The organism is Xanthomonas melonis, from assembly GCF_020783655.1.
Lineage (GTDB): Bacteria > Pseudomonadota > Gammaproteobacteria > Xanthomonadales > Xanthomonadaceae > Xanthomonas > Xanthomonas melonis.
The window spans coordinates 24800-36500 of record NZ_JAJGQH010000014.1 but is presented as its reverse complement, the minus strand read 5'-3'; the positions used below and the strand labels follow the sequence as shown (position 1 = coordinate 36500).

The 11701-nt window shown below is 66.7% G+C and carries 12 protein-coding genes and 1 other RNA gene; 5 read left to right on the top strand and 8 right to left on the bottom strand.

Annotated elements, in window-relative coordinates; translation table 11 throughout:
• Positions 1-51: 51 nt before the first annotated feature.
• Both LL964_RS14620 and LL964_RS14615 read right to left on the bottom strand, forming a co-directional pair.
• Complete coding sequence (locus LL964_RS14620) at positions 52-618, bottom strand: phasin family protein (RefSeq protein ID WP_104587862.1); 567 nt, start codon at positions 616-618, stop codon at positions 52-54.
• A gap of 152 nt (positions 619-770) precedes the next feature.
• On the bottom strand, positions 771-1046 hold the full coding sequence (locus LL964_RS14615) for a polyhydroxyalkanoic acid system family protein (protein WP_104587861.1): 276 nt from the start codon (positions 1044-1046) through the stop codon (positions 771-773).
• A 185-nt stretch (positions 1047-1231) separates the two neighbouring features.
• Between LL964_RS14615 and LL964_RS14610 the strand changes: the two genes are divergently transcribed.
• Complete coding sequence (locus tag LL964_RS14610; protein ID WP_104587860.1) at positions 1232-2041, top strand: FHA domain-containing protein; 810 nt, start codon at positions 1232-1234, stop codon at positions 2039-2041.
• Here LL964_RS14610 and msrQ read toward each other — a convergent pair.
• Both msrQ and msrP read right to left on the bottom strand, forming a co-directional pair.
• A complete protein-coding gene (msrQ, locus tag LL964_RS14605; RefSeq protein WP_104587859.1) occupies positions 1983-2639 on the bottom strand; it encodes a protein-methionine-sulfoxide reductase heme-binding subunit MsrQ in 657 nt (218 codons plus the stop codon). The two genes, LL964_RS14610 and msrQ, sit on opposite strands and share 59 nt — an antisense overlap.
• A 125-nt stretch (positions 2640-2764) precedes the next feature.
• Positions 2765-3733 carry a protein-methionine-sulfoxide reductase catalytic subunit MsrP gene (gene msrP / locus LL964_RS14600; RefSeq protein ID WP_104587858.1) on the bottom strand — a complete coding sequence of 323 codons (969 nt, stop codon included), beginning with the start codon at positions 3731-3733 and terminating at the stop codon, positions 2765-2767.
• Between the two features lie 177 nt (positions 3734-3910).
• Here msrP and serC point away from each other — a divergent pair, with 177 nt between their 5' ends.
• The 3 genes from serC to aroA all read left to right on the top strand — a co-directional run bounded on the left by serC (position 3911) and on the right by aroA (position 7724).
• Positions 3911-4996, top strand: coding sequence for a 3-phosphoserine/phosphohydroxythreonine transaminase (gene serC / locus LL964_RS14595; RefSeq protein ID WP_104587857.1), 1086 nt, complete (start codon positions 3911-3913; stop codon positions 4994-4996).
• Positions 4997-5062: 66 nt separating this feature from the next.
• Positions 5063-6295 (top strand): prephenate dehydratase, encoded by a 1233-nt coding sequence (pheA, locus tag LL964_RS14590; RefSeq protein ID WP_104587856.1) that lies wholly within the window; start codon positions 5063-5065, stop codon positions 6293-6295.
• A 112-nt stretch (positions 6296-6407) separates the two neighbouring features.
• Positions 6408-7724: a 3-phosphoshikimate 1-carboxyvinyltransferase gene (gene aroA, locus LL964_RS14585; RefSeq protein WP_104587855.1), complete on the top strand. Its 1317-nt coding sequence runs from the start codon at positions 6408-6410 to the stop codon at positions 7722-7724.
• Here aroA and LL964_RS14580 read toward each other — a convergent pair.
• From LL964_RS14580 to LL964_RS14570, 3 genes are all read right to left on the bottom strand, one after another.
• Positions 7708-8277: an energy transducer TonB gene (locus LL964_RS14580; protein ID WP_104587854.1), complete on the bottom strand. Its 570-nt coding sequence runs from the start codon at positions 8275-8277 to the stop codon at positions 7708-7710. The genes aroA and LL964_RS14580 overlap by 17 nt on opposite strands.
• A gap of 173 nt (positions 8278-8450) precedes the next feature.
• Positions 8451-8523: non-coding RNA, sX9 sRNA (locus tag LL964_RS14575), on the bottom strand.
• A gap of 137 nt (positions 8524-8660) precedes the next feature.
• The gene (locus tag LL964_RS14570; protein ID WP_167395364.1) at positions 8661-9326 is read right to left on the bottom strand and encodes an energy transducer TonB; all 666 of its coding nucleotides are present in this window, start codon (positions 9324-9326) and stop codon (positions 8661-8663) included.
• Between the two features lie 111 nt (positions 9327-9437).
• On the opposite strand from LL964_RS14570, the gene serS reads away from it, so the two are divergent.
• Positions 9438-10718, top strand: coding sequence for a serine--tRNA ligase (gene serS, locus LL964_RS14565; RefSeq protein ID WP_104587852.1), 1281 nt, complete (start codon positions 9438-9440; stop codon positions 10716-10718).
• A 319-nt stretch (positions 10719-11037) separates the two neighbouring features.
• Here the strand turns inward: serS and LL964_RS14560 are convergent, their stop codons facing one another.
• Positions 11038-11616, bottom strand: coding sequence for an FMN-dependent NADH-azoreductase (locus LL964_RS14560; protein ID WP_104587851.1), 579 nt, complete (start codon positions 11614-11616; stop codon positions 11038-11040).
• Between the last annotated feature and the right edge of the window lie 85 nt (positions 11617-11701).

Sequence of the window (11701 nt, the reverse complement as noted above, 5' to 3'; positions counted from 1 at the left end):
GGATTGAGGGCCGGGGCACAGCGACGGCCGCACCTTGCTGCGCGGCGCCGCCTAGTCGCCGTCCAACGCGCCAGCAGTGCCCGCATGCGGCGTATTGCTGGAAGGTGTCTGCGTGGCCGAAGCGGCCGCATCGCCGCTGGCTGCCTGCGCCGCCTGGTTTGCAGTGCGGTTGGCACGCTTGGTCGCGGCGGTGTTGGCGCGCACCTGGGCCTTCAGCGATTCGACCTCCCGCCGCAGATTTTCCAGCTCTTCCTGCTCGGGGATGTTGAGTGTGCGCAGCACGCCCTTGACGCGCTCATCGAAGGCCTTGCCCAGCTTGTCCCAGCCGCGCACCGCCGTGTCGCGTGCCTGCTCGAACTGGGTTTCCACCTCCTCGCGCAGCTCGTCCACGCTGTTGGCGGCTTTGCGCTGGCCGCTGCGCTCGTAGGCCGCGCCCTCGCGCACCAACGAGTCGAACAGTTTGCTGCCTTCGTTCTGCACCCGTCCCAGCGCCCCGAGTCCGGCCAGCCAGACGGTCTGTGCCGATTCGCCGAGGCGGCGCGAGATCTGTTCTGCCTGCGCCTGGAAGCCATGCGCCGCGTCGTCGCGGCCAGCGTTTCGATCGTATCCGGTCGTCATGCGATGCTCCTCGATTGCCAAAGTGACCTTGCGTTCACCCTAGTGCCGACCCTGCATCGGGCAGGTGAAGCGCTGCCGTGCAAGCCTGCCGCAAGCATCCGCCCATCCTGCCCGGGGCGGGTGACTTGGCGCTGAAGCGCGGCGACGACGGCTCAGGCCAGTTTTTCCGCCAGCAGACGGCGAATTTCAGATTCCACCATCGGTTGCATCGCAGACAACAGGAAGCCGAGCTCGGCTGTGACATGCACCTGCTGCGGCAGCAGGGCGATCGCGCCGTCCACGCCGGCGCGCGCGATGCGCAAGGTGTCGCCTTCCCAGTGCGAGGCGACACCGTAGCGATCGGACAGCTTGCGCGCCGCTTCGTCGACCGCCGTGCGGGCCTGGGCGGGCGTGAGAGAGTGATCGTGGCGGATATCGATGCTGGACATGCGGGCCTGGAACGTCGTCGAAGGAGGCGCGCATTGTGCGCATGTGCGCGCCAGCCTCCAAGTGCAGGCGCGCTCGACCACCGGCGCCTGCCGCGCCTCCGCTGATCGCGGTGCCCGGTCTGCGATTCGAGCCACCGCGTACGGCAGTGGCCGCGGTCGTTGGCAAACCTGCTAGGCTGCGACCGGTGCGCGACCTGCAAGTTCATTTCACTCACCGGCAGCAGCCGGATCATTCGCTCAAGCCCGGCGTCCACCGGATCGTACGGCATGCCTCCGGCAGCGTGCGGGTGGTGGACGATGCGCAGGGCGCATTGCTGTTGGCGCAGTTCTGCCTGGATCAGCGCGGCCTGTGGTTGCAGGTCGCCAACGGCATCCGCGGCATTCACGTCAACGGACGTCCGGTACGCCGCATGGCCCTGCTGCGACCGGGTGACGCGATCTATGCCGACGGCGTGGAGATGCTGCTGCGTAGCGCGCCCTCCAGCGCGCCGGGCAACGATCTGCCGCAGGATGCTGCCGACCTGAGCGAGGTCTGCCTGCTGCTGCGCGGGCTGGGAGGGCGCCATCACGGACGCAGTTTTACGCTTGACCGTTCGCGCCTGGTCGGCAGCGACCCCGCAGCAGACATCGTCATCGACGACCCGGCCTTCGCCGCCCAGCACGCGCGCCTGGAACGTCACGGCGACCGCGTGCTGATCCGCGATCTGGGCTCGGAGGAGGGCAGCTGGATCAATGGCGTGCAGGTCCGCGACGGCTGGCTGCAGGCCGGCGACCAGGTCGTGTTCGACGCGCGCCACCGCTTCGTGGTGGAAGTGCCGCGCATCCATCACGCCACCACGTGGGATCTGCCCGAGACGGAGCCGCTGCCACCGCCGCATGCGGTCCCCGAGCCGGCCCGTGCGCCGATGAAGGTCGCCCGCTGGCCCTGGCTGTTGCTCAGCGCGGTGCTGCTGGCGGCGGCGCTGAGCGCCTTGCTGTGGTTCGGCGCGCGCTGAACTTCTTCCATGCCCGCCAGCCCAGCAGCAGTGCCAGGATGCCGGCATACAGGGCCGGCTCGCGAATGTCGGATTTCACCAGCCACCAGAAGTGCAGCACCGCCAGCACGCCGATCGGATAGATCAGCCGGTGCAACCTCCCCCAGTTGCGCTTGAGCCGGCGCATCCAGCCCTGGGTGGATGTGATCGCCAGCGGCAGCAATAGCAGCCACGCGGCAAAGCCCACCGTGATGTAGGGGCGCTTGAGGATCTCTTCGAAGATCTGCGTCCAGAAGCCGCGCAGGTCCAGGGCCAGGTACACCGCCAGATGCACGCTCGCATAGAAGAATGCATACAACCCCAGCATGCGGCGGAAGCGGATGATCACCGCCTGGCCGGTGAGCTGGCGCAACGGGGTGAGTGCCAGCGTAATCAGCAGCATCCGTAATGCCCACAGTCCGGTGCGGTGCTCGATCTCGGCGACCGGATCGGCGCCCAGCGCGTCACTACCGGTCTGCCACACCTGCCAGAACTGCCAGCTGAGCAAGGCGATCGGCGTCAGTGCGGCGAGGTGTACCGCAGTCTTGGCGGCGATCAATCCAGCAGAGGTCTTGGCCATGGGATCTCGAAGAAGGAAGCGATGCCCAAGCGTGGAAGCGCACCCGGGCGCGACTGGCTGTGTTGGCCATGCCAGTCGCGCCCGGGTGCGTTCCTACGCCAGGTGGATATCGGATTGTTTATTGGCTAGAACCACTTCTTCAGATCCATGCCCGCATACAACGACGCCACTTGGTCGGCATAGCCGTTGAACGGCTTGGTCGCGATCCGTTCGGCAAACAGCTTGCTGGCGGTGCCGGCGATGCGGCGCTCGCTCTTCTGGCTCCAGCGTGGATGGTCCACGGCCGGATTGACGTTGGAGAAGAAGCCATATTCGGAAGGCTGCAGATCGTGCCAGGCGGTTTCTGGCATCTTCTCGACGAAGCGGATCTCCACGATCGACTTGATGCTCTTGAAGCCGTACTTCCACGGCACCACCAACCGCAGCGGCGCACCATTCTGCTGCGGCAGCGGCTTGCCGTACAGGCCGGTGGCCAACAGGGTCAGCGGATGCATCGCTTCGTCGATGCGCAGGCCTTCGCGGTACGGCCAGTTGATCGAGCGGTAGCGCACGCCCGGCATCTGCTGCGGATCGGCCAGCGTAGTGAAGGCCACGTACTTGGCCTTGGAGGTCGGCGCAAAGCGCTTGAGCACCTCGCCCAGCGGCACGCCAGTCCACGGAATCACCATCGACCAGCCTTCCACGCAGCGCAGCCGGTAGATGCGCTCTTCCGGCGTGATGCCCTTGAGCAGTTCATCCAGCGACAGGCTGCCGGGCTTTTCGCATTCGCCGCCGACCTTCACTGACCACGGCGACAGCTTGAGTGTCCTGGCCGCCTTCGACGGATCGGTCTTGTCGGTGCCGAACTCGTAGAAGTTGTTGTAGCTGGTGACATCCTCCAGCTTGGTCAGCTCCTCGGCGGTACGGAAGCCGCTGCGCGCCTGCTCCGGGGTCACCACGGTCTTGGGCGGCGGTGGCGGGTCGGCGTCGGCGCATCCGGCCACGCCCAGTGCCGGCGTCAACGCCAACAGCTGCAGCAGCCGGCGCCGCTCGCGGTAGACGGACTCATCGGTGATCTCGCGGGACGGCAGTTGGAAGACATCGCGAAACGACATGGCAGGCTCCGGCAGTGGCTGCGACATTCAGAGTATCGGACCGGGACAGACGTTCGTCCCGACGCGTTCACCACGTTACGTCAGGCTCAGTCAAAAGGATGCAGCTGCAACTTTTTTGTCCGCTGCCAAGCGCGATGCGCTGCGGCATACTAGAAGGCTAGCTCGACAAGGTGTGCCATGACACGCGCGTTCAATTTCAGTGCCGGCCCTGCGACATTGCCGGAATCGGTCCTGCGCCAGGCGCAGGCGGAGATGGTCGAGTGGAACGGCTTCGGCGCCTCGATCGTGGAAATCAGCCACCGCAGCGCCGATTTCATGGCGGTGGCGGCCGCTGCCGAAGCCGACCTGCGCACCTTGTTGTCGATTCCCGACGACTACGCGGTGTTGTTCACCGCCGGCGGGGCGACCACCATCCAGGCGCTGCTGCCGCTGAACTTCGCCGCGCCGGGGCAGGCCGCCGACTACGTGATCAGCGGGCACTGGGGCAAGACCGCGATCAAGCAGGCGGCGCCATACGTGGATGCACGCATCGCCGCCGATGCGCAGGCCGAAGGCTTCGTCGATATTCCGCCGGTGGCCAGCTGGACCTTGTCGCCGCACTCGGCCTATGTGCACATCACCGCCAACGAGACCATCCATGGCGTGGAGTTTCGCGACATCCCGGCGGTGGGCACGCTGCCCCTGTTCGCCGATTTCAGCTCTTCGATCGCGTCCGAACCGTTGGATGTGTCGCGCTACGGCCTGATCTACGCCGGTGCGCAGAAGAATCTCGGCCCGGTCGGCATTTCGGTGATCATCGTGCGGCGCGATCTGCTGGAGCGTGCCGGCCAGCCGCGCGCGGATATCTTCAACTACGCCTCGCACCTGGCGCGCGATTCGATGCTCAACACCCCGCCGACCTGGAACTGGTACCTGCTCGGGTTGACCGTGAAGTGGATGCTGGAGCAGGGTGGGGTGGAAGAATTCGCGCGGCGCAATGCGGAAAAAGCCAAGCTGGTATACGCGGCGATCGATCGCTCCGGCGGTTTCTATCGCAACCTGGTCAAGCCGGCGGTGCGTTCGCGCATGAACATCCCGTTCTTCCTGCCCAACGAGCAGCTCGATGCCGTCTTCGTCAGCGAATCCAAGGCGGCCGGCCTGCTCGCCCTGAAGGGCCACAAGGCGGTGGGTGGCATCCGTGCCTCGCTCTACAACGCCATGCCGGTGGCCGGCGCGCAGGCGCTGGTGGCCTTCATGCACGACTTCCAGCAGCGTCACGGCTGAGCCCAGAGTCAACCGCGGCGCAGGCCGCGCAGGCGCATGCGCCGTCTTTTCGAGGAACGCCCAGCGATGGCACCCAAATCCAGCACGTCCAGGCCCGCCGTCGGCGGCAAGACCACAGCGACGAAAGCCTCCGCCGAGGCTACAGCAAATGCGCCCGTCGCCGACCGGGCCGGCAAGCCCGCCAAGACGGCCAGCACGACCGGCAAGCCCGTTCCTGCGGCACCGGCGCTTGCGGATGTGCGGGCCAAGATCGACGAGATCGACCGCACCATCCAGGCGCTGATCGCCGAGCGCGCCAACTTCGCCCATCAGGTCGGCAAGGCCAAGGGCAAGCTGGCCGCCGCGGTGGACTACTACCGTCCCGAGCGCGAGGCGCAGGTGTTGCGCATGGTGGTGGACCGCAACGAGGGTCCGCTCAGCGACGAAGTACTGGTGCACGTGTTCCGCGAAATCATGTCGGCGTGCCTGGCCCAGCAGGAGCCGCTGAAGATCGGTTACCTGGGCCCGGAAGGCACCTTCAGCCAGCAGGCCGTGCTCAAGCATTTCGGACGCTCGGCGGTCGGCCTGCCGATGGCGACCATCGAAGAGGTGTTCCAGGAAGTGGAAGCCGGCAACGCCGACTTCGGCGTGGTGCCGGTGGAAAACTCCGGGCAGGGCACCATCCAGGTCACGCTGGACATGTTCCTGACCTCCAACCTCAAGATCTGCGGCGAAGTCGAGCTGCGTGTGCATCAGTACCTGCTCTCGCGCAACGGCCGGCTGGAGGACATCGAACGCATCTACGCGCATTCGCAATCCTTCGCGCAAACCGCCGGCTGGCTGCGTTCGCATCTGCCCAAGGTGGAGAAGATCGCGGTCTCCAGCAATGCCGAAGGCGCACGCCGTGCACGCAATGCCGAAGATGCGGCGGCGATCGGCGGCGAGAGTGCGGCGCACGTGTACGGCCTGAAGAAGGTCATCATGAAGTCGATCGAAGACGACGACGACAACACCACGCGGTTCCTGGTGATCGGCCGGCAGATCTTTCCCTCCTCCGGGCACGACCGCACGTCGGTGCTGGTGTTCATCCACGACAAGCCGGGTGCGTTGTTCGACGTCCTCAGCCCGTTCGCGCGGCACGGCATCAGCATGAATCGCATCGAGTCGCGGCCCTCGCATCAGGCCAAGTGGGAGTATGGCTTCTTCATCGACCTGGTCGGCCACGTGGAAGACCAGGCGATGCAGCAGGCGCTGGCCGAGCTGAAAGCGCACTCGGCGCAGATCAAGGTGCTGGGCTCGTATCCGGTGGCCATCCCCTGAGCGCGTACGCCCGCACGCGTACGGCAACCGGCGCGCCGGCAGCGCCGGCACCGTCCTTTCTTTTTCGGCGCATCGTCCTGCATGGCGGTGCCGCAGCACTCGGATCATTCGCATGAGCAACAGCACGCAGCACTGGATCGCGCAGCAGGGCAGCGCATTGCGCGGTACCCTGACCATTCCCGGCGACAAGTCGGTATCCCATCGCGCGGTGATGTTCGCCGCGCTCGCCGATGGTGTTTCACGGATCGACGGTTTTCTCGAAGGCGAGGACACGCGCTCCACCGCGGCGATTTTCTCCAGGCTGGGCGTGCGCATCGAGACGCCGTCGGCCTCGCAGCGCATCGTGCATGGGGTCGGCGTGGATGGTCTGCAGGCCCCAGGCGAGGCGCTGGACTGCGGTAACGCGGGGACCGGCATGCGGTTGCTCGCGGGGCTGCTGGCCGCGCAGCGCTTCGACAGCGTGCTGGTGGGCGATGCGTCCTTGTCGAAGCGCCCGATGCGGCGCGTCACCGGACCGTTGGCACAGATGGGCGCCCGGATCGAGACCCAGGACGACGGCACGCCGCCATTGCAGGTGCGTGGCGGCCAGTCGCTGCGGGGTATCGACTTCGTTTCGCCGGTCGCCAGTGCTCAGGTCAAGTCGGCGGTGCTGCTTGCCGGCCTGTACGCACAGGGCGAAACCTCGGTGACCGAGCCGCATCCCACCCGCGACTACACCGAGCGCATGCTGTCGGCGTTCGGGGTGGAAATCGATTTCTCTCCGGGCAAGGCCCGCCTGCGGGGCGGCCAGCGGCTGCGCGCCACCGACATCGAGGTGCCGGCGGATTTTTCATCTGCGGCATTTTTCATCGTCGCCGCCAGCGTCATTCCCGGCTCGGAGGTGGTGTTGCGGGCGGTGGGCCTGAATCCGCGGCGTACCGGGCTGCTGGCAGCTCTGCGCCTGATGGGCGCCGATATCACCGAGGAAAACCCTGCCGAGCATGGTGGCGAGCCGGTCGCCGACCTGCGCGTGCGCCACGCGCCGCTGCAGGGCGCGTCGATTCCCGAGGCGTTGGTACCGGACATGATCGACGAGTTCCCTGCCTTGTTCGTCGCGGCGGCGGCGGCGCAGGGAAGCACCGTCGTCAGTGGCGCCGCCGAACTGCGGGTGAAGGAATCGGACCGCCTGGCGACGATGGCGACCGGGCTACGTACGCTGGGTGTACGGGTGGATGAGACGCCGGATGGCGCCACCATCCACGGCGGCGCCATCGGCAGCGGCGTGATCGAGAGCCATGGCGACCATCGCATCGCGATGGCGTTTGCGATCGCCGGTCAGCTGTCCACGGGCAGCGTACAGGTCAACGATGTGGCGAACGTCGCCACGTCGTTCCCGGATTTCGACAGACTGGCGCAGACGGCAGGCTTCGGGCTCAGCGCTCTGCGCTGAAGTCCACCGGGACCTGCAAGGTGCTGGCCACCGCACGACCGTCGCGCGTAGCCGGCTCGAAGCGCCACTGCAACAGCCTGCTCTGCACCGCGGCGTCCAGACGGGGATCCTCACTGCCGGTGCGTTCGACGATGGTCACCGCACGCACCCGGCCCTGCACATCCAGTTGCAAACGTGCGGTCCGGCCACCTTCGATGCCGGCCCGCGCCATGTCGGCCGGATAGATGGGCAGGGCATTGCCGGGCAGCGGAATGGCGTCCGTGCTGTGGAGCGGCGCGCGCGCAGGCTGATGCGGGATCATGGTCATGGCGCGCGGGCCGTCAGCGCTGGGCAGGATCTGCCTGGTCGCTACGGGCGCAACAGCCGCATCGGTCACGAACTCGTCGCCATGCCGCGCCCACCACCAGGCAGGAATGACGATCAGCACGGCCAGCAGCGTCGTCCATAACCACGGGGACGGGCGGTTGCTTTCTACGCGCCGGCGATCGTACGCAGGCGGCGTCTCCCGCGACAGGGCCGGGCGATGAGTCGAAGGATTCGAGGTGAAGGACATGGCCGACCTCCTGGCGCATCTGTGGGATGACCGGTCCAGTCTGGCCAGGCGTGTCTGAGGCGCAGCTAAGGCTGAGGGCAGATTGCGGGCTTCGGGTGGGGGCGTTGTTCAGCTAGCCGAGCTAGCGATAACCTGAACAACGACCTCGGTCGCACAAAGGCGTGATTCAGAGCGGCTAACAGAACTAGCGAGCAGTCGTCAGGCGGGTGTGGATGGCGGAGGAACCGCAGTGCACAAGTGGTACATGCCGATTCCGAGCACTGGCCATGCCCGCCTGGCGGGGAGTGCGGTCGTTTTGTTAGCCGCGCTTAACCCGGCCTTCCCCAGCCATTCGCATCCGCTTGCGGTTTTGCACAGAGTGCGGTGTCGGGCTTGGATTGCGGCTACTGCGCCGGCTTGAATTCGAACGGGATATCGACACTGCCGGCCACGGGCTGGCCATTGTGACGAGCCGGGTGAAAGCGCCAATGCCGCACTGCTTCCATCGCGGCGCGGTCGAGATCGCGCGAGCCACTCCGCTGTACCAGGGTCACGCCGCCCGGGTTGCCGGCGGCATCCACATCCACGCGTACCACCACATCGCCGGCATCGCCGCGGCGCAGTGCGGCCGCCGGATAGCGCGGTGGCGGCATCTGGCCTTGTACGGGAACAGGTCGGTCGCCTCCTGCCGCCGGCGCATTGGAGGGCGCCGCCGCTTCCGGCGCACCTGGCGCTGCGCCTTCCGGGAGTGGCGCCGGCGTGGCCGGTGCCGGTGGCGCGGTCTCCACCAGGGTGGGCGTTTCTACCGGAGGCTTGGCCTGCGGCATATCGCTGGCGCCGTCCTGTGCCGGCAGCGGCGCCGGCAACGGCTGGATGGCCTGTTCGCCTGCTGGCGCGTCGGCGCTCGGCTGTGTCGGCGATGCCTTGTAGAAGTCACCTTTGCGGCCGGTGGCCCAGACCAGCAGGAACAGCAACAGTCCCGCAGCGAAGGCGATGCCGGCGATTTTCAGGGTGTGGCGGGGCGGGCGCAGGACGATGTGGCGATCGGACGCGGAGCGGGGCGCGGGCATAGGGCTCACCTGGAGGATCGTCGCAATTCTGGCATAGCCCCGGTGAATCGATCGCAGCAGGTAGCGGAACAGGCGATAATCCTGCTCTTCCTACCGACACACAGACCTCCGATGCTAGATCCGGCCCTGCTTCGCCAACATCCCGCCGACCTTGCCGAGCGCCTGCGCAGCACGCGCAGTTTCTCCCTGGACACCGCGGAACTGGAGTCGCTGGAGAGCGAGCGCAAGCGTATCCAGGTGCGCACGCAGGAACTGCAGAGCCTGCGCAATTCCAGATCCAAGGCGATCGGGCAGGCCAAGGCCAAGGGCGAGGATGTGGCTGCATTGATGGCCGAGGTGGCCGGCTTCGGCGACGAACTCAAGGCCTCGGAAGAAGCGCTGGACTTGATCCGCGCCAAGCTGGAAACCATTGCGCTGGGTCTGCCCAACCTGCCGGCCGCGGATGTGCCGCCTGGCAAGGACGAAACCGAGAATGTCGAGCAATCGCGCTGGGGAACCCCGCGGACATTCGATTTCGCGGTGAAGGACCACGTGGAACTCGGTGCTCCGCATGGCTGGCTGGACGGCGAAACTGCTGCCAAGTTGTCCGGGGCGCGCTTCACCGTGCTGCGCGGGCCGATCGCGCGCCTGCACCGCGCGTTGGCGCAGTTCATGCTCGATCTGCACGTCGGCGAGCACGGCTACGAAGAAACCAACGTCCCGTTGCTGCTCAATGCCGACTCGATGCGCGGCACCGGTCAGCTGCCCAAATTCGAGGACGATCTGTTCCAGACCGAGGTAGGCGATTCGCGCCGCTATCTCATCCCGACCTCCGAAGTGCCACTGACCAACAGCGTGCGCGACGAGATCCTGGATGCCGAGCGGTTGCCGTTGCGCATGACTGCGCATTCGCTGTGCTTCCGCGCCGAAGCCGGCAGCGGCGGCCGTGATACGCGCGGCATGATCCGTCAGCACCAGTTCGAGAAGGTCGAGCTGGTCAGCGTCTGCGCGCCGGAAGACAGCGATGCCGAGCACCAGCGCATGACGCGCTGTGCCGAGGTGGTGCTGGAACGGCTCGGCCTGCCGTATCGCAAGGTGCTGCTATGCACCGGCGACATGGGGTTCGCTGCGACCAAGACCTACGATCTGGAGGTCTGGCTGCCTTCGCAGAACAGCTACCGCGAAATCTCCTCGTGTTCCAATTGCGGCGATTTCCAGGCCCGGCGCATGCAGGCGCGCTGGCGCAACCCGGCCAGCGGCAAGCCGGAACTGCTGCATACGCTCAATGGCTCGGGCACGGCAGTGGGACGCGCGATGATCGCGGTGATGGAGAACTACCAGAACGCCGATGGATCGATCGACGTGCCGCAGGTGCTGCGTCCGTATATGGGCGGGCTGGAAAAGATCGGCTGACGCCGTTGGCCTGACCACGTGGCCGGGTGGGAGCGTGTGCTTCGACACATTGCGCTGGCGCGATGCTGCAACACCGGCCAGCGCCTTGGCCGATGCAAGGTCCCGCGTCGACAACAGCCAAGGAACAGGAGCGGGGCCAATGATGGCCCCGTTCCTGTCTGCACGGGCGTGGTCCTGCACGGCGCTTACGGGCGGCCAGCAGCGGCTTCGTGCGCGCATGCAGCCGGGAAACAGTGCCCGCAGTGTTGGCGCGGACGATCTGGGCCGGACACGTCGTTCCGGCAGTGGCCCGGCTCGATTACGGCCGGAGACTATCCGCTCAGGCGGCCGCCGGTTCCGGGAACTGCAGCGATGCCAGCGCCTGCGCGAGTGCGTCGCTGCGATGCTGCGGCGAATAGGCGATGCCTTCTGCGCGGACGAAGCTGACGTCGTCGATGCCCAGGAACCCGAACAGCTGGCGCAGGTAGGGCTCCTGGAAATCCCTGCTCGCGTCGGCGTAGACCCCGCCACGCGCGCTGGCGATAACCACGCGCTTGCCGCCGGCCAACCCTTCCGGCCCGGTGGCGGTGTACCGGAACGTGCGTCCGGCCACCGCAATCCGATCGATCCACGCCTTCAGCGTGGACGGCACGCCGAGGTTGTACATCGGCGCACCGATCACGAGAACGTCGCTGTCCAGGAACTGCTGCAGCACCTGTTCTGCGGCCTCCGCCTCGGCCGGGTCGGCCTGCGCCAGCGAGCGGCCGGTGAGGTGCGCGACGGGTTCCAGATCCAGATCCCGGTAGCTGACCTGCAGGCTTGGCTGCAGCAGGCGCTGCTGCGCCACCACCGCAGCACTGAGTTCGCGGGTGACGGAGTTGGCGCCCAGCGCGCTGGAATCGAGGTGAAGCAGCTTCATGAAGAAAACCTGATGACAGGCGGCGGCGCCGCGGAAGTGAGCAGGCTATGTCGTTGCGCAGTTGGGATAAAGCTGTTTAAATGCC